Here is a 24,293-nt window from a genome sequence, read left to right as displayed (position 1 = left end):
GCCACCATCGGCATCAACTTCCGCTAAAACCGGAAGGCCGAAGGCCAGCAACACAGAGCCGCCGCCTCCCGTAAGGGGGGCGGCGGTTTTGCTTTGTCAGATCAGGATCGGGGCGCGGGGTGGTCAAAGCCGCGGGCGCTCGCTATCTCCGCCCGACGGACGAGGGACAGGTTTCGATGCGCGTGGCGATGATTGGTACGGGCTATGTGGGCCTGGTCTCCGGGGCCTGTTTCGCCGACTTCGGCCATGACGTGACCTGCGTCGACAAGGACCCATCCAAGATCGAGCGGCTGGAGCGGGGCGAGATTCCGATTTTCGAGCCCGGCCTGGACGATCTGGTTGCGGCCAATGTGCGCGGCGGCCGCCTGAGCTTCGCCCTGGACGGGGCCGAAGCCATCAGGGCTGCGGACGCCGTCTTCATCGCCGTGGGCACCCCGTCGCGTCGCGGCGACGGTCACGCCGACCTGTCCTATGTCCACGCCGCCGCCGAGGAAATCGCGGGCCTGATCGAGGGCTTCACCGTGGTGGTGACCAAGTCCACCGTCCCGGTCGGCACGGGAGACGAGATCGAGCGGATCATCCGGGAACGCCGGCCTGACGCGGACTTCGCCGTGGTCTCCAATCCGGAATTCCTGCGCGAGGGGGCCGCGATCGAGGACTTCAAACGGCCGGACCGCGTCGTCGTCGGCACCGAGGACGCGCGCGCCCAGGCGGTGATGCGCGAACTCTATCGGCCATTGAACCTCAACGAGACGCCGATCCTGTTCACCGGCCGGCGCACCTCGGAACTGATCAAATACGCCGCCAACGCCTTTCTGGCGATGAAGATCACCTTCATCAACGAGATGGCGGACCTGTGCGAGGCCGTCGGAGCCGATGTGCAGCAGGTCGCGCGCGGCATCGGCCTGGACAAGCGGATCGGCGGAAAATTCCTTCACGCCGGACCGGGTTACGGCGGCTCGTGCTTTCCCAAGGACACGCTCGCCCTCGTGCGGACCGCGGCTGACGCCGGCTCTCCCGTCCGGCTGATCGAGACCACGGTCCGGATCAATGACGCGCGCAAGAAGGCCATGGCCGGCCGCGTCGCCAACGTCCTGGGGGGCGACCTGAAGGGCAAGACCGTCGCCCTGCTGGGGCTGACCTTCAAGCCGAACACCGATGACATGCGCGATGCGCCTTCGCTGGATGTGGCCCCCGCCCTGATCGCCATGGGCGCCGAAGTGCAGGCCTTCGATCCGGAAGGGATGCATGAGGCCGCAAAGCTGCTGGACGGGGTCCGGTTCAAGGACGGTCCCTATGAGGCGGTCACCGGCGCCGACGTGGTGGTGATCCTGACCGAATGGGATCAGTTCCGCGCGCTGGACATCGATCGCATCAAGCTGCTGATGCGCCAGCCGGTCATGGTCGATCTGAGAAACGTCTACCGGCCCGAGGAAATGCGGACCCGCGGCTTCCGCTACGCCTCTATCGGACGGGCCTAACGCAGGACCACGGGGGTCATCCGGGGGCTTTCGGCGGCGGCGGCCTGGGCCTGGGGCAGCAAGGTCCGGCCGGCGCCGATGACGACGGTCGCCGTCAGCACGGCCGAGACCGCGGCGATGGCGGCCAGTTTCACCCCGTCGGCGAATTCCTGATGGTCCGGACGCAAACGATTCCCCCGCAACGAGCGCGCCCTGTTTCCAGCACCGGACGCGTTCCTCCGCAAGTCACGGAACGGTGTCCGACGACAAAAAGGGCGGAGCCTCGCGGCTCCGCCCTGATTTTTTGCGCGATCGCCAACGGCGCGGCCGCTGGCGGGCTGAGCCCTAGCCGCGGAACGGACGGATCAGGATCTCGACCCGGCGGTTCTGCGCCTTGCCCTCGGCCGTGGCGTTGGAGGCGATCGGGGCGCTTTCGCCACGACCGTCGACATAGAGACGGTCGGCCAGGACGTTGCGGCTGACCAGATACTGGGCCACTGACGAGGCGCGCTGGCGCGAGAGGTTCAGGTTGTAGTCGTCCGCGCCGTCCGAATCCGCGTGGCCGACGATGTCGACGATCGACTGGTCATAGCGGTTCAGAACGCCGGCCACGTCGTCCAGGGTGGCGTTGAAGCGCGGATTGATCGACGCCTGGTTCGAGGCGAAGGTCACGTCCGACGGCATGCGCAGGACCAGGTTGTCGCCCTGGCGGGCCACGCCGACGCCCGAACCCGAGAGTTCGGCTTCCAGCTCACGCTGCTGACGGTCCATGTACTGGCCGACGGCCGCGCCGCCCAGCGCGCCGATGCCGGCGCCGATCAGCGCGTTCTTGCGGCCTTCCTCGGAGTTGGAGGTGTTGGTCAGATAGCCCAGCAGGGCGCCGCCCAGGGCGCCGGCGATCACGCCTGTGCCGGTGTTGTTGCGGCGCGGGGCCGAGCTGTAGGGATCGGTGGTGGTGCAGGCGGCGCCGCCGAGGAGAATGGCGACGCTGGCGCCGGTGAGGAGGATCTTGCTGCGCATGGGGAGGTGTCCTTTGGCGGTAGATGGGGTCTGGCGCCGAAACGCTGCCCTACGGTGAAGGTTCCGATGTGTACGGCGTCTGAACGCCGCCCGGACGCCGCCGCTCGCCGCGGCTTTGCCAAGGTCGCGCCTTAGGGCGTATGGAACCCGCCTGTAGTTGAACGATGAGGCCCTGCCGTGAGCGCGACCCTGAACCCCGAGACAGCAGCCCCCGCTCGCAAGGCGATCGAACCGGTGTCGATGAAATTGTACGACGCCGACTTCCAGGCCTTCGCCGACAAGCTGGGAACCTCGTTCAAACGCTACGGCTTCGCCGTCATCGCCGACCACGGCCTGGATGAGACGGTGATCGACGCCGCCATCGCCGACACCAAGACGTTTTTCGCCCTGCCGGAGGAGACCAAGCGCCAGTATCACCAGCCCGGCACGGGCGGCGCGCGCGGCTTGACCCCGTTCGGGGTCGAAGCGGCGAAGGGCGCGGCCACGGTCGATCTGAAGGAGTTCTGGCACGTCGGCCGCGAACTTCCCGCGGGCCATCCGTACCGCAAATACATGCGCGACAACGTCTGGCCGACCGAGGTCGAGGGCTTCCGCGAGCATCTGTACGGCATGTTCGCGGCCATGGACGAACTCGGGGCGAAGCTCCTGCGCGCGATCGCCCGCTATCTGCAGCTCGGCGACGACTTCTTTGCGGACAAGGTCGAGATGGGCAACTCGATCCTCCGCATGCTGCACTATCCGCCGGTGCCCGCGGGCGCTTCAGGGGTGCGGGCCGGGGCGCACGAGGATATCAATGTCATCACCCTGCTGCTCGGGGCCGAGGAGGCGGGACTGCAGCTGAAGGACGCCGACGGCGAATGGCTGGACATCGCACCGCCGCCGGGGGCGCTGGTGGTCAATATCGGCGACATGCTTCAGCGGTTGACCAACCACGTCCTGCCCTCGACCAGCCACCGGGTGATCAATCCGGCGCCGGAGCGGGCCAGCTTCGCCCGCTACTCCACGCCGTTCTTCCTGCATTTCAACCCGGACTTCGTCATCGAGACCCTGCCCAGCATGATCTCGCCGGAAAACCCCGACCGCTACGCCGGCAAGGCCATCATGGCCGAGGACTTTCTGACCGAACGTCTGAAGGAAATCCGGCTCATCTGAGCCCGGCGGGGGCGTCTATCGGGAAATCCGCAGCTGGGTCAGTTCGCGGCCGATGGCGGCGAAGGCCTCGGACAGATCGCCCCCGCTGGCGGGCAGGTAGACGTGGTCCGGACTGGTCGCGCAGTACTGCATGACGTCCTCCGCCTCGCCGCCGGACGCCAGTTCGAGGCCGACGGTGAAGATCATGACGCCTTCCGCCTTCATGGCGTCGCACAGTTCCTCGGCCTGGTCGAACGGATCGCCATTGGTGGCGGCGCAGTTGATCCGTTCGCCGCCGTTGCCGGAGTCGCTGGCCAGGACGCCGGTGCAGTAGTTGGTGTTGAACTCGCCGTCGGTCATGAGGATGACCGCCTTCAGAAGCTCGTTGGGACTGGCGACGCCCGCGGGATTGCCGGACCAGAGGGCGTTGAAGCTGGGCGACACCGTGTACCAACCCCACGCCAGTCCGATGTGGCCGGCCGTGGAGCCGGTGACATTGAAGCTGGAGATCAACGACTTCATCGCGGCCTTGTCGGACGACAAGGGCCTGATCACGGCCGAGGGGCAGGGCGCGTTGGTGGCGGGATAGTTGCGACCGACCAGGGCGGTCGACGGCGCCGCGCTGGTATAGGCTTGCGCCCCGGTGCGTTCGGTGACGCAGGTGCTGATCTGTTGGGCGCGCAGGTTGCCTGAGATGTTGCGGAACACCCGCCACTGGCAGCCGTCCCGGCCGCACCAGCTGGAGCCGCCTGAGGTATGGGCCCCCCATTCCGCGCCGTTGACGCCGATCGTATAGGTGTTGGCCGTCACATTGGAGACGATATACGGCCGGTTGTTGACCTGGGTCATGCCGTTGGCGCCGGTGATGTAGACCCCCTCCCCGTCGGCGAGGCCATGGCCGGGGGCGGTGACCTGGACCGAACAGTCCGAGACGAGGCATTTGCGGACCTCGCCATCGTCGTCATAGCTGTCATAGCCGTTGGTGTTCACCGTGACCCAGGACGTGCCGTTCCACGACTGCAGGGAGAATCGCGTACTGCTGATCCTCTGGACCCGATAGGCGCGGTTGTTCACCTCCTCCATGCCGTCGACGTTCCGGATCCACACATAGTCGTTGGACACCAGGCCGTGGCCGGTTGAGGTGGTGACCACGCCCGTGCTGGCGCGGGTGATGCCGCTGATGTTCCTCGCGGATGCGGCCGCCCACGCCATGTGCGCGATGTTCCGGGCGCCGATGGGCGTTCCGCGGGCCGCGTTGGCCCAGGAGCCCACATTGACGCCGATGGAATAGGGCACCACCGACATGCGGGTATAGTAGGGCTCCTGGACGTCCTGAACCACCAGGTCGACCAGGTCCCGGGCTGCGGCCTTCATCGCGGTGATGCGGCTGCCGGCCATCGAACCCGTGATGTCGAGGACAAGGGCGACTTCAAGGTTCCTGGACGAGCGGTTGACCTCGGAATGGGCCCCGACCGGCAGGTAGTCGTCCATGAATTTGCCGTAGGGCGGCAGGAAGATGTTGGCCACCAGGGCCTTCACATCGACCCTGGAACTGGCGACCACCACAGCGTCTTCGTTCAGGGAGAAGGTGGTGTCGGCTTCGCGCAGGATGATGTCGGGATAGGCCTTCAGATTGGCGCGCAACGCCGCCATGCCGACCGCCTGGAGGTCTTCGTCCTCACTGTAGGGCGAACGGGCGGCGGCGAGGGTCGCGGCGTCCAGCGCGTCCTGCAGGTTGACCCGCACCGTCGAGGCCCGGTGGAGATCGACCCCGCCGACGGTCATCAGGATCAGCACGGGCAGGCTGAGGCCGAACAGCATGGCGACATTGCCGCGCGCATCCGTCATCAGGCCGCGAAGAAAGGTCTTCAGGCCGCAAAGGATCGACGAGTCAGCGCGGCGTCCCATGGTCCTCCATTCCGCCAGGTCGCCGGGCAGGTTGGCCCGGCAGTCGAAGCTCCAACATCGGCCAGCGGGGTTAAGGCTTGATGATCGTTGGCGATCAACGGTCGCTTAACGGGATATGCGCAACTGCTTGATGTCCCGTCCGATGGCCGCGAAGGCTTCGGACAGGTCGCCGCCGTCAGCAGGCAGGAAGACATTGGCCGGTGTTGAGGCGCAGTCCGCGAGCACATCGGCTTCGGCCGTTCCGGCGGTGATCCCGAACCCGACCGTGTAGACGATCACCCCCTGGTCCTTCATCGCGTCGCACAGGGCCCTGCTCTGGGCGAAGGGATCGCCGTTGGTCGCGTCGCAGTCGATCTTGGCGCTGCTGGACCCGGACCCCGCGCCCGCCTGCCGCGAGATCACGCCGCTGCAATAGGGGGTGTTGAACGCCCCGTCGGTCATGATCACCACGGATTTCAGGGTCTCGGCCGAATTGTAGGCTGCCGCGCCGTTCGACGGCCACAGGCTGTTCCAGTTGGGGGACACCATATACCAGCCCCAGGCGATGCCGATCTGGCCCGAGGTCGACCCCGACACATTGAAGGCGTCAATGCGCGACTTGATGGTCGCCGCATCGCTGGACAGCGGCAAGATGGTGTCGTCGATGCAGGTCCCGCTGATGTTCGGATAGTGACGTCCGACCCAGGATGAGGCGCCGGTCGGAGCCGCCTCGGTGTAGGCCTGGGCGCCGACGCGTTCGGTGACGCAACCGCTGACCCTGTGGGTCTGAAGGTCGCCGTCCATGTTCTCGAAAGCGAAATAGGTCGTGCCGCCGCCGCGCGCGCTCCAGGCCCTTCCGCCGGAGGTGTAGGGCGTGAGGGACGTCTCCGTCAGATCGATCGTGAAGCTGTTGGTCGAGGCGTTGCCGACCAGGTGGCTCTGGTCGTTGATCTGGGTCATTCCGCCTACGTTGGTGATGTAGACGTATTCGTTGTTCGACATGCCGTGATTGGCGGCGGTGATGGTGATCGAGCAGTCGTTGTTCTGGCACCGTTGAACCCGCCCGGCGCTGCCGGAATAGGTCCCGTAGTTGCGCCCGTCCACCCGGCCGCCCGCCATGTTGTAGAGCTCGAAGGTGCTGGCGGTCTTGTTCCTCACCTCATAGGGCTTGTTGTTCAGCTGGGTCATGCCGGTCGCCCCGGTGATCCAGACCACGTCGCCGTTCGAGAAGCCGTGGTCGGTCGAAGTGATCACCACCGGCCGCGCCTTGGTGGCCGCCGTGATGGATTTTGGCGTGCCCGCCAGGTTGATGACGGCGCCGGTGATATTCACCGAGGTCGAGATCGCGCCCCGGGCGGCGGTGACATGGCTGCCCGGGTTGACCGAGTTGGAATAGGGCACCAGCGCGACCTTGGAATACCAGGGGGTCTGGATGGGCTGGACGATCAGCTCGACCAGCTCCTTGGCCGCGGCTTTCAGGTCTATGATTCTCTGGCCGGCCATGGAGCCGGTGATGTCCAGCACCAGGGCCACCTCAATGTTCCGCGACGACCGATCGACCTCGGAATGGGCCCCGACCGGCAGGTAGTCGTCCATGAATTTGCCGTAGGGCGGCAGGACGATGTTGGCGACCAGCGTCTTCACATCGACCTTCGAAGAGGCGACCACCACATCGTCGCTGTTCAGGACGAAGGAGGTGTCGCCTTCGCGCAGGGTGATGTTCGGATAAGCCTTGAGGTTGGCGCGCAGTGACGCGAGGCCGACGCGCTGAAGGTCGGCGTTGGCCGTATAGGGCGAGCGGGCGGCGGCCAGGGCGGCGGCGTCCAGCGCGTCCTGCAGATTGACCCGCACGGTCGAGGCGCGGTGAATGTCGACCCCGCCGACGGTGATCAGGACCAGCACGGGAATGCTGAGGGCGAACAGCATGGCCACATTGCCGCGCGCATCGCCGGCCATCCGCCGGGTGAAGGCGCGGAGCCTGCGGCCCAGACCGCCAAACCAGGAATTCCGCCCCATCGCCTCATCCGCCCGTGGTTCAGGCGCGAGGCAGTCGGTCTGCGCCTATCGGGGGCAGAATGATGGTGCACGGTTAAGCGAAGGGCCCATACCGAAGGTTAACGCCGGGACTTCCTCGCGGGGGGACCGCGGCCGACCGCAAGCCCGCGGACTCAGGCCTCCCAACCGCAGTTCTTGCCGCGGTTCTGCGCCGTCAGCCAGGTGTTCAGCGGGGCGAAATAGTCGGCCACGGCCGAGGCGTCATTCTCGCGCTGACCGGTGAAGGCCTGCATGGCTTCGGGCCAGGGACGGGACTGGCCCATCTCCATCATGGCGTTGAAGCGCGCGCCGACTTCCTCGTTTCCGTAGACGGAGCAGCGGTGCAGCGGGCCGGTCCAGCCCGCTTGTTCGCAGGCCGCCTTGTGGAACTGGAACTGGTAGATGTGGGCCAGGAAGTAGCGGGTGTACGGCGTATTGCCCGGGATGTGATATTTCGCGCCTGCGTCGAAGGCGTTCGCCGGGCGCGGTCCGGGCGGCACAAGTCCCTGATACCGCAGCATATTGGCCGACCAGGCGTCATTGTATTCGGCCGGGCTGGTCTCGCCGTTGAACACCCCCCAGCGCCAGCGGTCGACCATCAGGCCGAACGGCAGGAAGGCGATCTTGTCGAGCGCCATCTTGAGCAGGAAGGGGATGTCCTCTTCCTCGCCCGGCACGGTCTGCAGCAGGCCGATCTGGTTCAGATAGGTGGGGGTCAGGGCCGACAGGCCGACGAAGTCGCCGATGGCCTCGTGGAAGCCGTCGTTCGCTCCGTTCTTGAACAGGAAGGGCTGATCCTTGTAGGCGCGCTGGTAGTAGTTGTGCCCCAGCTCGTGGTGGACCGTATAGAAGTCCTCGGCGTTGACCTCGGTGCACATCTTGATGCGGATGTCGTCGCGGTTGTCGAGGTCCCAGGCCGAGGCGTGGCAGACCACTTCACGGTCGCGCGGACGGGTGATCTGGCTGCGTTCCCAGAAGGTCTCGGGCAGCTCGGGCAGGCCCATCGAGACGTAGAAACCTTCGCCGGTCTCGACCATCTTGCGCGCGTCATAGCCGGACGCGACGAGTCGCTCGGTCAGGTCATAGCTGGAGGCGCCGCCCGTGGCCGGGGCGACGACGTCATAGATATTGCCCCACTGCTGCGACCACATATTGCCGAGCAGGTCGGCGCGGATCGGGCCGCTGTCGGGCTGGACGGCATCACCGTAGCGCGCGTTCAGGCGGCTGCGGACGTAGCAGTGCAGGTTCTCGTAGAAGGGTTTGACCTGTTCCCACAGCCTGTCGGTCTCGGCGGCGAAGGCGTCGGGCTCCATGTCGTAGCCGGCGCGCCACATGGCGCCGGTGTCGGCGAAGCCCAGTTCGGCGGCGCCCTCGTTGGCGATCGCGACCATGCGGGCGTAGTCGGGCGCCATGACCGGCGAAATCGTGCGCCAGCCTTCGTACAGGGCGCGGGCCTCGGCCGGGTCGCGAGTCGTGGCGAGGAGGGCGGAGGCTTCCTCCAGCGTGATCTCCCGGCCCTGGTATTCGAATTTTCCGGTGGCGTAGGTCGAGTCCAGCCGGGTGGTGATCTCCGCCAGTTCGCCGGCGGCGCCCGGGCGGTTCGGGGCCGGCAGGACGATGCCGAGACGCAGCAGGTTCAGCTTGCGCCGCACGTCGGCGGGAACCTCGACGTCGTTGAAGCGGGCCGCGCCGTTGGCCAGCTGGACCTGCAGCTCGGTGTATTCGGCGTTGATCCGGCTCTCCAGCCACATGGTGTCGTGGGTGATGTTGGTGGCGCGGGTCCACTGGATGCGCGCGGCCTCTTCGCTGAGCGCCGCCAGCCGGGTCTCGGCGTCGGCGACGAAGGCGGCAGCGCTCTCGGCCGTCGCGGGCGGCGCGGCCGGGATGGCAGCGGGCGTGGCCTCGGCGGTCTCGCCGGCGGCGGTCATGCCCAGGCTGGCGCAGCCGGCCACGAGGGACAGGGCGCAGACGGCGCCGGCCGTCATCAGGGTGCGTTTCATGGGTGCTCCTCCATGCGCGGTCTGGCGCCGCGCCGTTGGGCGGGCAGGTGAAGGGAGCCGAGCCGTCGCGTCAAGCGGCGCCGTTCAGCGGGCCACGCAGGCGGCCAGACCCTGTTCGCGAACCGTGCCCATGGCGGCCTGGATACGCGCGGTGCGGCGGCGGACATAGGGGCCAGGTGAGGAGGCGCTGTAGCGACGCGGGGAGGGCAGGATGGCGGCCAGCCGGGCGGCCTCGCGGCTGCTGAGTTCGCTCGCCGACTTGCCGAACCAATGCTGCGACGCGGCCTCGGCGCCGTATACCCCGGGAGCCCATTCGGCGACGTTGAGATAGACCTCCATGATCCGGCGCTTGCCCCAGACCGCCTCGATGGCGACGGTGTAGCCGGCCTCCAGACCCTTGCGGATCCAGTCGCGGCCGGGCCACAGGAAGGCGTTCTTGGCGGTCTGCTGGCTGATGGTGGAGCCGCCGCGGATGCGGCCCGAACCGCGCTTCTCGGACCGGGCGTTGGCCTTCAGGGCGCGTTCGATGGCCTTCATGTCAAAGCCGCTGTGGGCGCAGAAGGTCGCGTCCTCCGAGGCGATCACGGCCTGGACCAGCCGGGGCGAGATGTCGTCCAGCGAGCGCCAGCGGTAGGACAGGCCCTCCCCGCCGACGGCGCGGCTGACCATCAGAAAGGTGATCGGCGGGGGCAAGAAGCGCTGAATGACGACGCTGCCGGATCCGAGCAGGACCAGCAGCAGGAACAGGGTCAGCACGGGGCGGCCCTTCTTCACGGTTCTGGTCACCCCCGACATGGGGGGATGGCAGCACGGGCGGCGGTGGGGGGCAAGCGTCGTTCTCCCGCCGCGAGAAGGCTCAGGCTTCGGCCACGCCGGCGTTGCCGTCCTCGTCGGCCCAGGCGACCCGGGTGGCGTCGGCGCTCATGGCCAGGGCCGTGATCGGGGCGCCCCGGTCAGCCTTGAGGAAGTTGAGACCCTGACCTGCCGGATCGGCCAGCCAGACCCGGCCGTCGCTGAGGCCGGCGGCCAGCACGCCGTGCTTCGGCTGTGAGGCCACGAGGGCGACCAGACTGCCCTCATCGAAACCGATCTCGGTGGCTTCGCGACCCATGGGGCCGTTGGCGCCCACGAACGGCCAGAGGACGGCGCCCTGGGCGCCGGAGGTGGCCAGCAGCTGTCCATTGGACAGGAAGCTCATGGCCCGGACCTTGGAGGGATAGCCGCCCATGCGCAGGTTCTTCTGATCCTTCAGCCGCCAGCCATGCAGCTGCGAGTCCTGCATGGCGGTGACCACGAAGGTGCCGTCGGGTGAGAAGGTCACGGCGGTGTGCGAACCGGCCCATTTGAGGAAGGTCGGCCTCTGTTCGGCGATGCGGGCGAACCACAGGGCTGCGCCGCCGTAGGTCGAGGTCGCGATCCGCCGGCCCTTCGGCTCGAAGGCCACGCCCGAAACGGTGTGCTCATGCTGGAAGTCGCGGCGGAATCCGGCGTCCTTCGCATCCAGCACGGTCAGTATCTTGCCGGCGGAGAAGGCGATCAGCCCGCTCTCGGCCGAGGCGTCGACCGCGTCGATCCACTGGCCGCGGGCGCTGGTGGCCAGCACCCCGGCGTCGGTGCGCCGATGCCAGATCAGCCGGCCGTCATCGCCGCCGGTGATGACGCCGTCGCCGGAGGGGTGGGCGACGGCGCAGAGGATCGCCCCGTCATGGGCGGCGCTGAACTCGCCGCCCTCGAACCGGACCGAGCCGTCGCCCAGGGCGAAGATCGCGCCTTCGGCGTCGAAGACGATGGCGGTGATCTGGGCGTCGAAATTGCTGGTCCTCACGCGGCGCAGGCCTCGAACCCGGCCCGCAGCGCGGCCTCGTCCAACTCGCGGCCGATGAAGACGGCGCGGGACCAGCGACGCTCATTGGCGCCCCACGGCTTCTGCAGGTCGCCCTCGAGGATCATGTGCACGGCCTGGAAGACCAGGCGGCGGTCCTCGCCATTGACGTCGATGATGCCCTTGGCGCGCAGGATGTTCTGACCCTGCTCGCCCAGAAGACGGTCGAGCCAGGCGGTGAATCGGGTCCCGTCCATCGGCCGGTCGAGCGACAGGGAAATGCCCTTGATGTCGTCCTCGTGAGCATGGCCGCGCGCGCCGTGGTGATGGTCGTGCGCGTGGTCATGATCATGGTCGTGATCGTGGTGGTCGTGGCCGCAGTGTTCGTCATGGACGTGACCGTGCTCGCCATGGGCGGGATTGGCGAACTCCGGATTGATGTCGAGGATGCGGCCCAGGTCGAAACCGCCGAGACCCAGAACCTGGTCCAGCGGAACATTGGCGCGCTCGGCGCGGGTGATGGGGGCCAGCGGGTTCAGCCTGCGCAGCCGCGCCTCGACCGCGACCAGCTCGGCCTCGTCGACCAGGTCGACCTTGTTGAGGATGATGCGGTCGGCGAAGGCGACCTGCTCGCGCGCCTCCTTCGAGTCGTCCAGCCGGGCCATGACGTGTTTGGCGTCGACCAGGGCGGTGACGCTGTCCAGCTGCGTCTTCGCCTTGACGTCCTCGTCGACGAAGAAGGTCTGGGCCACCGGGCCGGGGTCGGCCAGGCCGGTGGTCTCGACGATGATGGCGTCGAAGGCCGGCTTGCCGGGGCGCTGGCGCTTCATCAGGCCGGCGACGACGCGGATCAGGTCGCCGCGCACGGTGCAGCAGACGCAGCCGTTGTTCATCTCGAACACGTCCTCGTCGGCGCCGACCACCAGATCGTTGTCGATGCCGATCTCGCCGAACTCATTGACGATGACGGCGTAACGCTTGCCGTGGTCCTCGGTGAGGATGCGGTTCAGCAGGGTGGTCTTGCCGGCGCCGAGGTAGCCGGTGAGGACGGTGACGGGAATCTTGTCTGTCATGGGAGGCCTTTCGGCGGCTGAGATAGTCAGCCGGGGCGCGAGATGAAAGAGACTTAACTTGCGGAGCAGGGGGCGCGGGCTGGAAATCAGCGCTCTGCACGGGAGCCTTCATGCTGATCAGCCTCGCATTCTCCTTGCTGGCCGCCGAACCGGCCTGCGACGCCGCCTTCGAGACCCTGCGCGCCACAAACGCGGTGGAGTCGGGATATTCCGCCCATGTGGGCTTCGTCCGGGCGCGGATCGGGCCGGCGGGAGAGCCGGTGTGGCTGTTGCTGGACACGGGGGCGAACCGGTCGGCCCTGGACGCCGGATTCGCCGCACGGTCGGGCTTGCCGGCGCTGGCGGGGAGCCAGGTCGAGGGAACGGCGGGCGTGATTGAGGCCGGGGGGACCCGGATCGAGGACCTGAGGGTGGGAGGACTGGTCCTGCCGACGATCGAGCCGACCACTTCGGACCTCAGCGGCCTGCAGGGGCTAGGCGGCGAGCCGGCGGTGGGCATCCTCGGATCGGACGCCCTCGCCGGACTGGTGGTGACGCTCGACTTCGCCCACGGGCGGATCGCCATCGCGCCCCCGTCCGAGGCGAGCGCCCGGGCGGCCGGATGCGGCCGCACCGTCGCCACCTCCGACGACAACGGCATCTTGCGGCTGGACGCCGTCGTCGACGGGGTGGCCCTGCCGTTGCGCTATGACTCCGGCGCCGGCCTGTTCGAGGATCCGCACGTCTGGATCAATCTCAGCCAGCGACAGTGGGCCCAGGTGCGCGGCGACCGGCCGGAGACCGCCCCGATCGCCACCCTCGGCGGCAGCGGCACGGGCGGCCAGGTGGGCCTGCCGGTTCATGCGGGCGGACGGCTGGAGATCGGACCGCTGGCCTGGGACGAGCCCCGCCTGATCGTTCAGCCGGCGCAGGGCTATTTCGCCCGGCCCGAGGCGGTCGGCTTCGTCGGCAACGCCCTGTTCTGGTCCCGGGGCATGCTGACCATCGACTACCCCGGACATCGGCTGATCCTTCCGCCCTCCGACTGAACCGCTCAGCAGGCCGGGCAGTCAGGCAACGGGGCCGCCTCCAGCTGGAGCGTCGAATGGCCGATGCCGAACCGCCGGCGGATCAGGGCGTGGGCTTCCCCCAGCAGGGCGGCGGAGTCGGGGCGGTCGTGGCAGAGGTGGGCGGTCAGGGCCGTCTCGGTGGTCGACAGGCCCCAGACGTGCAGGTCGTGGACGGCTGTGACGCCGGGCAGGCCGAGGAGGACCTCCCGGACCGCCTCGACATCCACGCCGCGCGGCGCGGCGTCGATCGCCAGATTGGCCGAGTCCTTCAGCAGGCCCCAGGTCCCGATCAGAATGACGCCGACGATCACGATGCTGACCAGCGGATCGATGATCGACCAGCCTGTGAACATGATGACGCCGCCGGCGATCACCACGCCGATGGAGACGGCTGCGTCCGCCATCATGTGCAGGTACGCGCCGCGGGCGTTCAGGTCGGAATGCTGGTCGCGCATGAACAGCAGGGCGGTGCCGAGGTTGATGACGAAGCCGATCGCCGCGACGCCCATGATCAGGCCGGACATCACCGGCGCGGGTTCCGCCAGACGCCGCACGGCCTCGAAGGCGATGGCTCCGCAGGCGAAGATCAGCAGCAGGGCGTTGGCCAGGGCCGCGAGCACCGTGGCCTTGCCATAGCCATAGGTCTTGTGCGGTCCGCTGGCCCGGCGCGTCAGCCAGGCCGCGCCCCCGGCCATGGCCAGGCCCAGCACGTCCGACAGATTGTGGCCCGCGTCGGCCATCAGGGCGGTTGAGCCGCTGAAGGCGCCGGCCCCGAACTCGATGCCCACAAAGGCGAGGTTGACGATCAGGCCGACGGCGTAGCGCCAGTCGCCGGTGTCGACCGGGCCGTGGTGGTGGCCGCCCGGACCGTGGGCGTGGCCATGGTCGTGACCGGCGTGATCGTGATCGGCATGGTCGTGGCCGGTCCCATCGTGTCCATGATCATCACCGTGCGCCATGAAGAGCCTCTAGGCTGCCCGCAGGGCCGGGTCAACGAGGCGGTTATGTAAGTTATTGATTGTAAATATATAACCTATCATCGACCTAGTGCTGCCGCAGGACGATGAGAAGGCCGATCAGGATCAGGGCGAGGCCGAGGACGACGCCTTCATAGCGAGCCCAGCGCTCGAGCCGCAGCACGGACCAGCCGGCGCGGGCCAGGACGGTGAACAGCGTCATGCCGAGGACCGTGCCCGCGGCGAAGGCCAGGGTCAGGGCGGCCAGCACCAGCGGTCCCTCCGTCGCCTGCGACAGATAGATGGGCAACAGCACCTCGCCCGGCGAAATCGCCATCATCGCCACCAGACCCCAGAAGGCGGCTGCGTGCGAGACGGTCGGCTCGGACAGGGCCAGCGACGGACCGCCGGCCATGATCGCCGGGCGCAGCAGGGCCCGGCCGAGATAGAAGGCGCCGAACAGGAACAGCAGGCCAGCCGACAGGCTCGGCAACAGGCCGGAAATCCACTGGTCCATGGCGATGCCGGCCGCCACGATCAGGCCGCCGACGACGGCGGTGGTGAGGATGTGAGCCAGCCCCGCTGTGGCCACCGCCGTCAGCACCTGCGGCAGGGTCCAGCGCTGGCCGCGACCGACGAGCACGAAGGGCAGCCAGTGGGTCGGCAGGGCGGCGTGCAGGAAGGCCGTGACGAAGCCGGCGCCCAGCAGGGACAGCAGGACGGGTTGCTGGAGGTCGGACGGCGTCATCGTCGAACCCCATAGAATGTTATCTTATAACAGTCCAGAGCCGGAACTCATTCCGCGCCGGGGATTGGCCCGTCCCCGTTTTTTCGCCCGTCCGCGTTGACTCGGACACCCCTCTGCGTCTATGTCGCCGCTCTTCGCCCGAGGGGGTCCCCCGTCGGGCTTATTCTTTTTGCGTTTCGCTGAGGCTTCAACATGTACGCGGTGATCAAGACCGGCGGCAAGCAGTACCGGGTTCAACCGGGCGACGTCATTGTGGTCGAGAAGCTCGACGGCGAGGCCGGCTCGAATGTTTCGTTCGGCGACGTCCTGATGCTGGGCGGCGACAAGGGCGTGACCCTGGGCGCCCCCCTGATCGCGGGCGCCGCGGTCGCCGCGACCCTGGTCGAGACCCGCAAGGGCGAGAAGATCAAGATCTTCAAGAAGACCCGCCGTCAGGGCTATCGCCGGACCAACGGCCATCGCCAGATGGAATCGGTCCTGCGCATCACCGGCATCGACGGCGCCGGCGAGAAGGCCAAGTGGGACGGCGAGACCTCGCTGATGACCAAGGCCGAGATGAACCTCCGCGCCCGTGGCCTCGCCCCGCGCGTCGAAGCGACCGAAGCCAAGGTCAAGCCGGCCAAGTCGCCCAAGGTCATCGACGCCGCGCCGAAGACTGAAGCCGCCGCTGAAAAGCCGGCCGCCGCCAAGAAGGCTCCGGCCAAGAAGGCTGCGCCCAAGGCCAAGCCCGCCTCCACCGACGAAGCGTAAGAACAGTTAGAGACAGGGAGCAGACCTATGGCTCACAAGAAATCCGGTGGTTCGTCGCGTAACGGTCGCGACTCCGAATCGAAGCGCCTCGGCGTGAAGAAGTTCGGCGGCGAGAACGTTCTGGCCGGCAACATCCTCGTGCGCCAGCGCGGCACCACCTTCCACCCGGGTGACAACGTCGGCCTCGGCCGCGACCACACCCTGTTCGCGACCGCCCACGGCGCCGTGAAATTCACCAAGAAGGCGAACGGCCGTTGTTACGTGTCGATTCTCCCGGCCACCGAACAGGCCATGGCCGCCGAGTAGCGCGAACGGACGACAACCCGGATCGCGCAGGCTCGAGAGCCGCGATCCGGACCAGGGACAAGTTTCCGCGGGGAGTCTGGATCACCAGGCTCCCCGTTTTCGTTTCCCCGCCTCGACGCCGCCCGAGCCCTCCAAGGAGGCGGCAGATCGAACGAGGCTTGCGTGATGTGCGTGATCGAACCCTCTCCCGTCGTCGAGACGCGGCGTCTGGTCCTCCGCTCGCCGGGCGCCCAGGACATCCCCCGGCTGGCGACCTTCGCCAATGATCCCGCGATCGCGCGCATGACCCTGCGCATGCCGCATCCCTACGGGATCGAGGACGCCGAGGACTTTGTGCTGAAGGTCGCGGTGCAGGATCCGGCGCGGGCCCGGACCTTCCTGATCGAGCACGAGGATCACGGTCCCGTCGGCGTCATCGGCCTGTTCGAGGACGCCGATCCGGCGCCCGAGGTCGGCTACTGGATCGCCCGTCCGTTCTGGGGCAGGGGCTTTGCGACCGAGGCGTTGCAGGGCGCCACCGCCTGGGCGTCCAAGGCGTGGAAGCGCCGGGCCCTGATGGCGGGCCATTTCAGCGACAATCCGGCGTCAGGCCGGGTGCTCGAAAAGGCGGGCTTTCTCTACACGGGCGAGGTGCGCAAGGGTTTCAGCCGCGCGCGGGGGGCCGAAGCGGAGACCCGCCGGATGGTGTGGCTGGCGTGATCAGTATTTTCTGTCCGCTCATCCCGGCGAAAGCCGGGACCCAGTGCCTTGGGTGATCAGTCCGCCCGGATGAAGCCAGCACGCCCGTCCTGAAACTCCGGCGTCAGGCTGGACAGGACTGGGTCCCGGCTTTCGCCGGGATGAGCGGAAAATCGAGTTACCCGAACAGGGTGGGCCCGAAGATCGCGGCCATGGCGATGGCGCCGCCGGCGACGGCGACGATCGCGCCGGCGATGAAGGCCGCCCAGGTGCGGGCGGCGCGCTGGCGCCGCAGGCCGCTGGTCTTGACCGATCGCAGCATGACGCCGGGCTTGGGTCCGAAGACTTCCGAACCGGAAATGTTGTGCTGGGACATGTACGCGCTCCCTGATCCACCGCCCCTTGCGGGTCGGGGCCACCGAAGCGGGTCGGACAAGGCCAAAAGAAGGCGAACGGCGGTTATCCACCGATCCGTGATCGGATGAGCGGCGTTAGGTGGGTGCGCTGACGCTCGACGCGCGGCGTCTCGCTACTTGAGCGCAGGTTGGGCGCTATCGCTCGACGCACGGCGTCTCGCTACTTGAGCGCCTCAGCCGCAGTAGACCAGCCGGCCGCTGTAGGCGCGATAGTAGCCGGTGCGGGGGTCGTAGGACCGGTAGTTGGCGCGGCACCAGTCGGAGCGCGACCCATAGCCGCTGTCGTATCCGCCGCCATAGCCGCCGCTGTAGCCGCCATAGCTCACGCCGCCGCCCGGATAGACGTGGTCGGGCCGGCCATAGGCCCCATGATAGGTCGTCGAACCCTGGGCGTGGCCATAGTTGTAAGCCGAGCCATAGCCCCGGCGACCGCCGTAGCCGGACCGGCCGTGGCCGTAGCCGCCGTAGCCGGCCAGTTCCCGATAGTCGCGCCGCGCCTGCGGGCTGGCCTGACGGCGCTGGTCGCGCCAGCGGGCGCCGCAGTCATCCCGGTTGGCGTCCCAGAACTGATCGCAGCGGTAGTCGCCCGGCCGGTCCAGCTGGCTGCGCCAGTCGAAATTCGACGGCACGGCGTTGGAGCGGCGGTAGCTGTAACCGCCGCCGTAAGACCGCTCCTGGTAGCCGCCCTGATAAGGCCGTTCTCCATAGCCGCTGTCATACGAGCGGTAGCTGTCGCCGCTCCGGTATCCGGAGTCATAGGTCCCGTCCCACGACTGGGCGGCGGCGGGAAGGGCGGACAGGCTCAGGCCGGCGGCGGCGATCAGGGCGAGACGGAACATGGTTAACTCTCCGAAGCGGCCAGATACGCGGCCCCAAAGACAACAGGCACTGGCGGGCGAGACGCTTACAGGGTGACGGACACGCGCCCGCCGCGGGTGCCGATGTGCCGCATCAGAACGATGCGGTCGCCACCGGCGCTGACCGGAGTGATGATGAACCAGTCGCCGTCCGGGAGTCCCGAGAATTCGAACCGGCCGTTCTGGCAGGTCGTCGAGCGGACGAAGGAGCGATAGTCGGCGCTGGGGTTCTCGACGGTGCGGGCGCGCACCACGGCCTCGGGAATGGCCGCCCGGTCGGTCGAGCCGTACAGGGTCTGGAACCGGGCGCGGGTATAGGGGGTGTCGGGCGTCAGGGCGACCGAGCCGGTGCAGGAGAAGGCCTGGCCGTCGCGGCTGAAGGCGACGCGGCCGTCGATGGAGCCGCGTCCCGATCCGGCCGACCAGGCGAAGTCGTCGGCGCTGAAGGCGGCGGACGAGGGTCGCGGGCCGAAGCCGGAATCGTTCATGGGGACGGTCTCGCAGGCGGCCAGCGAGGCGGCGACTGCGGCGACGGCGATCAGGTGGCGGGCGGACATACAGGCTCTCTCCGTCAGGGGCGCGGGTCGAACGTCCCGATCAGACGCTCAACGCCGTCATAAGGTCAAGGTTGCGGCGCGTCGGGCCGTGGGCCAAAAGCGCGCATCAAGCTGGCGAAGACCGGCTATAGGGAAGGCTCATGACAGTCACGTTTGACGACATTCTGGCGGCGCGGGACCGCATCGCCGGCCAGGTCGACCGCACGCCCGTGCGCTATTCGCGGCGGCTGTCGCAGCTGACCGGCGCCGAGGTCTGGGTCAAGTTCGACAACCTGCATTTCACTGGCAGCTTCAAGGAGCGCGGCGCCCTGAACCGGCTGCTGCAGCTGACGCCCGACGAGCGCAAGCGCGGCGTGGTGGCGGCCAGCGCCGGCAACCACGCCCAGGCCCTGGCCTATCACGGCGCCCGGCTCGGGGTGCCTGTGACCATCGTCATGCCGGAGGGCACTCCCTTCGTGAAGGCCGACGGCACCCGGGCCCATGGCGCGACCGTGGTCATCAAGGGGCTGGACTTCACCGGCTCGACCGAAGAGGCGCACCGCCTGCGTGACGAGAAGGGCTTCGTCTTCGTCTCGGCCTTCGATGACGAGGGCATCGTCACCGGTCAGGGCGTCTGCGCCCTGGAGTTCCTCGAGGACGCGCCGGATCTGGAAGCCCTGATCATCCCAATCGGCGGCGGCGGGCTGATCGCCGGCTGTTCCGTGGCGGCCAGGGCGATGAAGCCGGACATCCGCATCTTCGGCGTCGAGGCGGCCATGTACCCTTCGTTCGCCGCCAGACGCCGGGGCGAGACGCCGAAATGCGGCGGCCAGACCATCGCCGAAGGCATCGCCATCAAGGCGGTGGGCGAGATTCCGTTCGCCATCGCCGATCCGCTGGTCGAGGAAGTGCTCGTCTGTCAGGAGGCGGATTTCGAGACCGCTGTGGCCTATTACGCCACCCTTGAGAAGACGGTGGCCGAGGGCGCCGGCGCGGGCGGCCTGGCCGCCCTGCTGGCCTACCCCGACAAATTCCGGGGCATGAAGGTCGGACTGGTGCTGTGCGGCGGCAATATCGACGCGCGCATGCTGGCCGTGGTCCTGAACCGCGAACTGGTGCGCGAGAAGAAGATGATCGTCTACCGGATCCTGGGCGACGACCGCCCCGGCATGCTGTCGAAGATGAGCGCCGTGATCGGCGGCCTCGGCGGCAACATCATCGACGTGGTGCACAACCGGCTGGCGCTGGACGTGCCGGCCAAGGGCGCGGAGTTCGACATCATGGTCGAGACGCGCGGCGAGGCCCACGCCATCGAAATCAGACACGGACTGGAAGAGGCGGGATATGAATTACGGATGGGCTAGGGGCGCGATGGCGCTGGCCGTGGTCGCGGTCCTCGCCGGGTCGCTGGCCGCCTGCGACCGCGCGCCGACGGCGCCCGACGAGACGGCGGCGCAGAACCTGCGCGCGGCCGAGTTCTTCCTGACCTCCAACGCCCGGGTCGAGGGCGTGCGCACCCTGCCGTCGGGCGTCCAGTACAAGGTGTTGCGCTCGGGTCCTCCGGGCGGCGAACGCCCGGACCGCAACGATCTGGTCCGCGTCGACTATGAGGGCACCCTGACCGACGGGACGGTGTTCGACAGTTCCTACCAGGCCGGCCAGCCGGCGGTGTTCACGGTCAGCGACGTGGTGCCCGGCTGGACCGAGGTCCTGCAGCAGATGCGGGTCGGCGACGAATGGGTGGTCTACCTGCCGCCCGCCCTGGGCTATGGCGAACAGGGCCGGCCCGGCATTCCCCCGAACGCCGTGATGGTGTTCCGGCTGAAGCTGCTGGATATCGCACGCGCGCCGGGCGGCGAACGCGGCGGGGCGATCGCGCAGGGGTGATGTGAGGCCACCCTCCCCCGGAGGGGGAGCGAGAGCCGCGCTACCCCGCCCGCAGCCGCCCCGCCGCCCACCCGGCCGCATCCCGCACCACGGGGTCCGGATCGTCCAGCAGACGTTCGGCCGAGGGGATCAGGGCCGGGTCGCCGCTGTTGCCGATGGCGTACAGGACATTGCGCACGAACCGGTCGCGGCCGATGCGCTTGACCGGGCTCTTCGAGAACAGGGCGCGAAAGGCCGCATCGTCCAGCGCGGCGAGGTCGGCCAGCCGGGGCGAGACCAGGGCCTCGCGCGCCCGCACCCGTGATTCCTGCGATGCGGCGGCGAATTTGTTCCAGGGGCAGACGGCCAGACAGTCGTCGCAGCCGTAGATGCGACTGCCCGTGGCCGCCCGGAACTCCTGGGGCCAGGGGCCGGCGAACTCGATGGTCAGATAGGACAGGCAGCGGCGGGCATCGAGCTGGAACGGGGCCGGGAAGGCCTTGGTCGGGCAGATGTCCAGACAGGCGGTGCAGGTCCCGCAATGCTCGCCCTCGGGCGGGTCGGGCTCGAATTCGGCGGCGCTGAGGATGACGCCGAGGAACAGCCAGTTGCCGTGGGTGCGGCTGAGCAGATTGGTGTGCTTGCCCTGCCAGCCGAGGCCGGCGCGCTGGGCCAGCGGCTTTTCCATCAGGGGGGCGGTGTCGACGAAGACCTTGACGTCCTCGCCCGTGCGGGCGGCGACCTGACCGGCCAGCGTCTTCAGCCGGCCCTTGATGACCTCGTGATAGTCGTCGCCGCGCGCATAGACCGAAATATAGCCCGCTGAACGGTCTTCCAATTCGGGCAGGGGGTCGTGGTCGGGGCCGTAGTTGAGACCCAGCACAATGGCGCTGCGGGCGCCGTCCCACATGGCCGTGGGATGGGCGCGGCGCTCCAGCGTCGTCTCCATCCAGCCCATGTCGCCGTGCCGCCCCGCCTCGACGAAATGCGCCAGCCGCTCTCCGGCGCTCCACGGCTCGGCGGCCGAGGCGAACCGGCAGACGTCGAAGCCCAGGGCGGCGGCCCGGTCTCGGATGAAGCTGCGGGGATCGGCCGGCATGGACGTCGTCTGACGCCTCGGCGATCAGAAGTCGAGGTCGTGATACCAGGCCGAGGCCTGCACCCCGGGGAAGCGGTCCGCGAGCAGGGGGCGGAAGCAGGGGCGGGACTTGAGTTTCATGTACCAGGTCTTGACCGCCGGATACGCCGCCCAGGACACCTCGCCGAAATAGTCCAGCACCGACAGATGGGCGGCGGCGACGATATCGGCCTGGCTGATGCGACGGCCGGCCAGGGCGTCGCGCTGGGCCAGCAGACCCTCCATCATCACCAGATGCGATTTCAGCGCCTCACGCCCGGCGCGCAGGGCGCGGGCCTCGGGCGGGCCGAGGCGGAGCAGGGGCTTTTCCATCCGCTCATGCAGCAGGACGGCGTTGACCTCGTCGGTGAAACGCCGGTCGAACCATGCCAGCAGGCGCCGCACCTCGGCCCGCTCGGCGGCGTCGGCGGGCAGCAGGAAGGGCTCTTTCGTCCGCTCCTCCAGCCAGCCCAGGATGGCGGCGGGTTCGCACAGGGTCAGGGCGCGTCCGCCGGCGTCGGCGATCTGGAGCACGGGCGGCATGCCCGACGGGTTGAGCGTCGCGACCGGGCAGCCGTCCTCCCAGGGGCGGACGGGAGTTTCCGAAAACCCGATCCGCGCCTCGCCCAGCGCCAGACGCACGGCGCGCGAGCCGGGATCGAAGGCGAAATGATACAGGACGCAGGCCGACATGGCCGATGCATGCACCGGCGGGCGTTAATCCCGCGTTAGCTGTCTTCTCCCTGGCCTGCCGCGCTGGGCGCTAGTTGAGGTCGTCCTGCAGGCCCTCGACCGCCGGCGCGTGATGTTCGGCCCGGCCGCGGGGATCCGGGTGGATCAGGATATCGGCGCGCGGGAAGACGGCCAGCAGGCGGTTCTCGGCCTCGACGACAATGGCGTGGGCGGCGTCCAGGGTCAGGGTCGGCTCGAGATCGACATGCATCTGGATCATCATCGCCGAACCGGCCATCCGGGTGCGCAGCTGGTGCACGCCCGAAATGCGGGGATCGGCCAGGACGGCGGTGGTGATGGCGATGCGGTCTGCATCCGGCACGGCCTTGTCGACCAGATGGTCGGCGGCGGTCTTCAGGACCGCCAGCGCGCCCCAGAACAGCCAGACCGCGACGACCAGTCCCGCCGCCGCATCAAGACCCGGGGCGGCCAGGAACGTCCCGGAGATCACGCCGATCAGGACCACGCCATTGGCCGCCAGGTCGCCGGCGTAGTGGGCGCGATCGGCCGCGACCGCCATGGAGCCGCTCTGGCGCATGGCGCGGCCCTGCATCCAGACCAGCCAGCCGGTCAGGGCGATCGAGATCAGGATGACCAGAACCCCCCAGTATCCCGAGGTGACGGGCCGGGGGTCGAAGATGCGCTGGACGGCCTCCCAGCCGACGAACAGGGCCGAGGCGAAGACCAGTCCCGCCTGAACCAGTGCGGCCAGGGCCTCGCCCTTGCCATGGCCGTAGCGGTGATCCTCGTCGGCGGGCGTGGCGGCCCAGCGGACGGCGAAGAACACGCCCAGCGACGCCACCAGATCCAACGCCGAATCGGCCAGCGAGGCCAGGATCGACACCGAGCCCGAGGCGCCGAGGGCGAAGGCCTTGAGCGCGATCAGCGCCACCGCGACGCCGACCGACAGGCGGGTCACGGCGCGGGTCGCCGCATGGCCCTCGGCGTGGATATCGTTGGCGGCGGCGGCGGACGTCATTGACGCCTTGTCGCGGAAAGCCCGCTCCCTGCCAAGGCCAGTCCGATCAGCCTGTTAGCGGGATCGTCACGAAACCGCCCCATGGTGCGAGCCCGATAGGGGCGGGAGCCTGACGCTCCCTGCGGAGGTTGCGACCTGGAACCTGCAGACCCAGCCGTGGATGCCGTCCGCTGGATCGGGCGTGGCGAGGCCCTGGCCCGGCTCGGGGTCAAGACCCAGACCCTCTATGCCTATGTCAGCCGGGGCCGCATCGCCGCCCGGCCCGACCCCTCGGACCCGCGCCGCAGCCTCTACGCCGTCCAGGACATCGCCCGACTGAGCGGCGAGACGGTGGATGACGACGAACAGGCCGCCCAGAGGCGTGTCCCCCGCGCGGCCAGCCGCGGCGAGGCCGAGGTCTCGTCGTCCCTGTCGGTGGTCGCCGGCGGACGGCTGTTCTATCGCGGACTGGACGCGGCCCAGCTGGCCGAGACGGCGACGCTGGAAGATGTGGCCCGCCGCCTGTGGGACGCCCGGTCGGTCAACCCCTTCGCCGAGATCCGGCCGCGCGTCGGCGCCGTTCCCGGCGGCTCCATCCGGGCCCGACTGTTCGCGGCCCTGGCCCGCCGGGCCGAGGAGGACGCCGATCCCAAGGTCCGCACCGTCGAGAGCCTCCGGCTGGAATGCGCCCGCGTGCTGGACGAGGCGGTGGACGCCGCCGCCGGATCGGGGCCGCGCCTGTTCCTGCATCAGCGGCTGGCCCGGTCCTGGAAGACGCCCGAGCGGGACGCGCACCTGATCCGGCGCGCGCTCGTGCTTTCGGCGGACAATGAGATGAATGCGGCGGTGCTGGCCACGCGGAAGGCGGCGGACGGCGGCGCGGCCCCGGCGGCGGCG

25 protein-coding genes are annotated in these 24,293 nt (G+C 68.6%); 9 read left to right on the top strand and 16 right to left on the bottom strand.

Annotated elements, in window-relative coordinates:
• Positions 1-176 precede the first annotated feature (176 nt).
• Positions 177-1,481 carry a UDP-glucose dehydrogenase family protein gene (locus tag QQJ79_RS10850; protein ID WP_284222949.1) on the top strand — a complete coding sequence of 435 codons (1,305 nt, stop codon included), beginning with the start codon at positions 177-179 and terminating at the stop codon, positions 1,479-1,481.
• Here QQJ79_RS10850 and QQJ79_RS10845 read toward each other — a convergent pair.
• Both QQJ79_RS10845 and QQJ79_RS10840 read right to left on the bottom strand, forming a co-directional pair.
• Positions 1,478-1,648: a hypothetical protein gene (locus QQJ79_RS10845; RefSeq protein WP_284222946.1), complete on the bottom strand. Its 171-nt coding sequence runs from the start codon at positions 1,646-1,648 to the stop codon at positions 1,478-1,480. The two genes, QQJ79_RS10850 and QQJ79_RS10845, sit on opposite strands and share 4 nt — an antisense overlap.
• Positions 1,649-1,805: 157 nt before the next feature.
• Complete coding sequence (locus tag QQJ79_RS10840) at positions 1,806-2,480, bottom strand: YiaD family glycine zipper/OmpA-like lipoprotein (protein ID WP_284222945.1); 675 nt, start codon at positions 2,478-2,480, stop codon at positions 1,806-1,808.
• 240 nt (positions 2,481-2,720) lie between these two features.
• Here QQJ79_RS10840 and QQJ79_RS10835 point away from each other — a divergent pair, with 240 nt between their 5' ends.
• Positions 2,721-3,632, top strand: coding sequence for an isopenicillin N synthase family dioxygenase (locus QQJ79_RS10835; protein ID WP_284222948.1), 912 nt, complete (start codon positions 2,721-2,723; stop codon positions 3,630-3,632).
• A gap of 15 nt (positions 3,633-3,647) precedes the next feature.
• Here the strand turns inward: QQJ79_RS10835 and QQJ79_RS10830 are convergent, their stop codons facing one another.
• The 6 genes from QQJ79_RS10830 to QQJ79_RS10805 form a co-directional block, all read right to left on the bottom strand.
• Entirely contained in the window at positions 3,648-5,519 is a 1,872-nt protein-coding gene (locus QQJ79_RS10830) for a ubiquitin-activating E1 FCCH domain-containing protein (RefSeq protein ID WP_284222944.1), read from the bottom strand.
• A gap of 105 nt (positions 5,520-5,624) precedes the next feature.
• Positions 5,625-7,514 (bottom strand): TadE/TadG family type IV pilus assembly protein, encoded by a 1,890-nt coding sequence (locus QQJ79_RS10825; protein WP_284222943.1) that lies wholly within the window; start codon positions 7,512-7,514, stop codon positions 5,625-5,627.
• Between the two features lie 152 nt (positions 7,515-7,666).
• A complete protein-coding gene (locus QQJ79_RS10820) occupies positions 7,667-9,532 on the bottom strand; it encodes a M2 family metallopeptidase (protein ID WP_284222942.1) in 1,866 nt (621 codons plus the stop codon).
• Positions 9,533-9,616: 84 nt separating this feature from the next.
• Positions 9,617-10,327: a monofunctional biosynthetic peptidoglycan transglycosylase gene (gene mtgA, locus QQJ79_RS10815; RefSeq protein WP_284222941.1), complete on the bottom strand. Its 711-nt coding sequence runs from the start codon at positions 10,325-10,327 to the stop codon at positions 9,617-9,619.
• Positions 10,328-10,388: 61 nt separating this feature from the next.
• The gene (locus QQJ79_RS10810; RefSeq protein ID WP_284222940.1) at positions 10,389-11,357 is read right to left on the bottom strand and encodes a WD40 repeat domain-containing protein; all 969 of its coding nucleotides are present in this window, start codon (positions 11,355-11,357) and stop codon (positions 10,389-10,391) included.
• On the bottom strand, positions 11,354-12,427 hold the full coding sequence (locus tag QQJ79_RS10805; protein ID WP_284222939.1) for a CobW family GTP-binding protein: 1,074 nt from the start codon (positions 12,425-12,427) through the stop codon (positions 11,354-11,356). The genes QQJ79_RS10810 and QQJ79_RS10805 overlap by 4 nt, the downstream gene beginning before the upstream one ends.
• Before the next feature lie 110 nt (positions 12,428-12,537).
• Here QQJ79_RS10805 and QQJ79_RS10800 point away from each other — a divergent pair, with 110 nt between their 5' ends.
• Positions 12,538-13,455, top strand: coding sequence for a retropepsin-like aspartic protease (locus QQJ79_RS10800; protein WP_284222938.1), 918 nt, complete (start codon positions 12,538-12,540; stop codon positions 13,453-13,455).
• A gap of 5 nt (positions 13,456-13,460) precedes the next feature.
• Here QQJ79_RS10800 and QQJ79_RS10795 read toward each other — a convergent pair whose 3' ends face one another.
• Together QQJ79_RS10795 and QQJ79_RS10790 are read right to left on the bottom strand one after the other, a co-directional pair.
• A complete protein-coding gene (locus QQJ79_RS10795; protein ID WP_284222937.1) occupies positions 13,461-14,435 on the bottom strand; it encodes a cation diffusion facilitator family transporter in 975 nt (324 codons plus the stop codon).
• Between the two features lie 85 nt (positions 14,436-14,520).
• Entirely contained in the window at positions 14,521-15,180 is a 660-nt protein-coding gene (locus tag QQJ79_RS10790; RefSeq protein WP_284222936.1) for a hypothetical protein, read from the bottom strand.
• Positions 15,181-15,372: 192 nt separating this feature from the next.
• Between QQJ79_RS10790 and rplU the strand changes: the two genes are divergently transcribed.
• The 3 genes from rplU (at position 15,373) to QQJ79_RS10775 (ending at position 16,935) form a co-directional block, all read left to right on the top strand.
• The gene (rplU, locus tag QQJ79_RS10785) at positions 15,373-15,930 is read left to right on the top strand and encodes a 50S ribosomal protein L21 (RefSeq protein ID WP_284222935.1); all 558 of its coding nucleotides are present in this window, start codon (positions 15,373-15,375) and stop codon (positions 15,928-15,930) included.
• A gap of 27 nt (positions 15,931-15,957) precedes the next feature.
• Complete coding sequence (gene rpmA, locus QQJ79_RS10780; protein WP_284222934.1) at positions 15,958-16,236, top strand: 50S ribosomal protein L27; 279 nt, start codon at positions 15,958-15,960, stop codon at positions 16,234-16,236.
• A gap of 165 nt (positions 16,237-16,401) precedes the next feature.
• On the top strand, positions 16,402-16,935 hold the full coding sequence (locus QQJ79_RS10775) for a GNAT family N-acetyltransferase (protein ID WP_284222947.1): 534 nt from the start codon (positions 16,402-16,404) through the stop codon (positions 16,933-16,935).
• A gap of 157 nt (positions 16,936-17,092) precedes the next feature.
• On the opposite strand, the gene QQJ79_RS10770 is transcribed toward QQJ79_RS10775, so the two are convergent.
• The 3 genes from QQJ79_RS10770 to QQJ79_RS10760 all read right to left on the bottom strand — a co-directional run bounded on the left by QQJ79_RS10770 (position 17,093) and on the right by QQJ79_RS10760 (position 18,744).
• On the bottom strand, positions 17,093-17,290 hold the full coding sequence (locus QQJ79_RS10770; protein ID WP_284222933.1) for a hypothetical protein: 198 nt from the start codon (positions 17,288-17,290) through the stop codon (positions 17,093-17,095).
• A gap of 213 nt (positions 17,291-17,503) precedes the next feature.
• Complete coding sequence (locus tag QQJ79_RS10765; protein ID WP_284222932.1) at positions 17,504-18,169, bottom strand: BA14K family protein; 666 nt, start codon at positions 18,167-18,169, stop codon at positions 17,504-17,506.
• 65 nt (positions 18,170-18,234) lie between these two features.
• On the bottom strand, positions 18,235-18,744 hold the full coding sequence (locus tag QQJ79_RS10760) for a hypothetical protein (protein ID WP_284222931.1): 510 nt from the start codon (positions 18,742-18,744) through the stop codon (positions 18,235-18,237).
• A gap of 140 nt (positions 18,745-18,884) precedes the next feature.
• On the opposite strand from QQJ79_RS10760, the gene QQJ79_RS10755 reads away from it, so the two are divergent.
• Both QQJ79_RS10755 and bamJ read left to right on the top strand, forming a co-directional pair.
• Positions 18,885-20,087 carry a threonine ammonia-lyase gene (locus QQJ79_RS10755; RefSeq protein WP_284222930.1) on the top strand — a complete coding sequence of 401 codons (1,203 nt, stop codon included), beginning with the start codon at positions 18,885-18,887 and terminating at the stop codon, positions 20,085-20,087.
• Complete coding sequence (gene bamJ / locus QQJ79_RS10750; RefSeq protein WP_284222929.1) at positions 20,068-20,610, top strand: BamJ family beta-barrel-assembly machinery protein; 543 nt, start codon at positions 20,068-20,070, stop codon at positions 20,608-20,610. The genes QQJ79_RS10755 and bamJ overlap by 20 nt, the downstream gene beginning before the upstream one ends.
• A gap of 40 nt (positions 20,611-20,650) precedes the next feature.
• On the opposite strand, the gene queG is transcribed toward bamJ, so the two are convergent.
• The 3 genes from queG to QQJ79_RS10735 all read right to left on the bottom strand — a co-directional run bounded on the left by queG (position 20,651) and on the right by QQJ79_RS10735 (position 23,417).
• Positions 20,651-21,688, bottom strand: coding sequence for a tRNA epoxyqueuosine(34) reductase QueG (gene queG / locus QQJ79_RS10745; protein ID WP_284222928.1), 1,038 nt, complete (start codon positions 21,686-21,688; stop codon positions 20,651-20,653).
• A 24-nt stretch (positions 21,689-21,712) separates the two neighbouring features.
• On the bottom strand, positions 21,713-22,399 hold the full coding sequence (gene fzlA, locus QQJ79_RS10740; RefSeq protein ID WP_284222927.1) for an FtsZ-binding protein FzlA: 687 nt from the start codon (positions 22,397-22,399) through the stop codon (positions 21,713-21,715).
• 70 nt (positions 22,400-22,469) lie between these two features.
• Complete coding sequence (locus QQJ79_RS10735) at positions 22,470-23,417, bottom strand: cation diffusion facilitator family transporter (protein ID WP_284222926.1); 948 nt, start codon at positions 23,415-23,417, stop codon at positions 22,470-22,472.
• 156 nt (positions 23,418-23,573) lie between these two features.
• Between QQJ79_RS10735 and QQJ79_RS10730 the strand changes: the two genes are divergently transcribed.
• Positions 23,574-24,293 (top strand): citrate synthase family protein (locus QQJ79_RS10730; RefSeq protein WP_284222925.1); only part of this gene is annotated, 720 nt, incomplete at its 3' end.

The sequence above is a fragment of the Brevundimonas denitrificans genome, from assembly GCF_030160755.1.
GTDB lineage: Bacteria > Pseudomonadota > Alphaproteobacteria > Caulobacterales > Caulobacteraceae > Brevundimonas > Brevundimonas denitrificans.
The sequence above is the reverse complement of the archived record's forward strand: the minus strand, read 5'-3'. Positions and strand labels throughout refer to the sequence as shown.

Excerpts from the sequence above, each read along its gene's own strand:
- QQJ79_RS10850 (WP_284222949.1), top strand. The coding sequence starts at position 177 with ATGCGCGTGGCGATGATTGGTACGGGCTATGTGGGCCTGGTCTCCGGG.
- QQJ79_RS10840 (WP_284222945.1), bottom strand. The coding sequence starts at position 2,480 with ATGCGCAGCAAGATCCTCCTCACCGGCGCCAGCGTCGCCATTCTCCTC.
- QQJ79_RS10835 (WP_284222948.1), top strand. The coding sequence starts at position 2,721 with ATGAAATTGTACGACGCCGACTTCCAGGCCTTCGCCGACAAGCTGGGA.
- QQJ79_RS10830 (WP_284222944.1), bottom strand. The coding sequence starts at position 5,519 with ATGGGACGCCGCGCTGACTCGTCGATCCTTTGCGGCCTGAAGACCTTT.
- QQJ79_RS10825 (WP_284222943.1), bottom strand. The coding sequence starts at position 7,514 with ATGGGGCGGAATTCCTGGTTTGGCGGTCTGGGCCGCAGGCTCCGCGCC.
- QQJ79_RS10820 (WP_284222942.1), bottom strand. The coding sequence starts at position 9,532 with ATGAAACGCACCCTGATGACGGCCGGCGCCGTCTGCGCCCTGTCCCTC.
- mtgA (WP_284222941.1), bottom strand. The coding sequence starts at position 10,327 with ATGTCGGGGGTGACCAGAACCGTGAAGAAGGGCCGCCCCGTGCTGACC.
- QQJ79_RS10805 (WP_284222939.1), bottom strand. The coding sequence starts at position 12,427 with ATGACAGACAAGATTCCCGTCACCGTCCTCACCGGCTACCTCGGCGCC.
- QQJ79_RS10800 (WP_284222938.1), top strand. The coding sequence starts at position 12,538 with ATGCTGATCAGCCTCGCATTCTCCTTGCTGGCCGCCGAACCGGCCTGC.
- QQJ79_RS10795 (WP_284222937.1), bottom strand. The coding sequence starts at position 14,435 with ATGGCGCACGGTGATGATCATGGACACGATGGGACCGGCCACGACCAT.
- QQJ79_RS10790 (WP_284222936.1), bottom strand. The coding sequence starts at position 15,180 with ATGACGCCGTCCGACCTCCAGCAACCCGTCCTGCTGTCCCTGCTGGGC.
- rplU (WP_284222935.1), top strand. The coding sequence starts at position 15,373 with ATGTACGCGGTGATCAAGACCGGCGGCAAGCAGTACCGGGTTCAACCG.
- rpmA (WP_284222934.1), top strand. The coding sequence starts at position 15,958 with ATGGCTCACAAGAAATCCGGTGGTTCGTCGCGTAACGGTCGCGACTCC.
- QQJ79_RS10775 (WP_284222947.1), top strand. The coding sequence starts at position 16,402 with ATGTGCGTGATCGAACCCTCTCCCGTCGTCGAGACGCGGCGTCTGGTC.
- QQJ79_RS10770 (WP_284222933.1), bottom strand. The coding sequence starts at position 17,290 with ATGTCCCAGCACAACATTTCCGGTTCGGAAGTCTTCGGACCCAAGCCC.
- QQJ79_RS10765 (WP_284222932.1), bottom strand. The coding sequence starts at position 18,169 with ATGTTCCGTCTCGCCCTGATCGCCGCCGCCGGCCTGAGCCTGTCCGCC.
- QQJ79_RS10760 (WP_284222931.1), bottom strand. The coding sequence starts at position 18,744 with ATGTCCGCCCGCCACCTGATCGCCGTCGCCGCAGTCGCCGCCTCGCTG.
- QQJ79_RS10755 (WP_284222930.1), top strand. The coding sequence starts at position 18,885 with ATGACAGTCACGTTTGACGACATTCTGGCGGCGCGGGACCGCATCGCC.
- bamJ (WP_284222929.1), top strand. The coding sequence starts at position 20,068 with ATGAATTACGGATGGGCTAGGGGCGCGATGGCGCTGGCCGTGGTCGCG.
- queG (WP_284222928.1), bottom strand. The coding sequence starts at position 21,688 with ATGCCGGCCGATCCCCGCAGCTTCATCCGAGACCGGGCCGCCGCCCTG.
- fzlA (WP_284222927.1), bottom strand. The coding sequence starts at position 22,399 with ATGTCGGCCTGCGTCCTGTATCATTTCGCCTTCGATCCCGGCTCGCGC.
- QQJ79_RS10735 (WP_284222926.1), bottom strand. The coding sequence starts at position 23,417 with ATGACGTCCGCCGCCGCCGCCAACGATATCCACGCCGAGGGCCATGCG.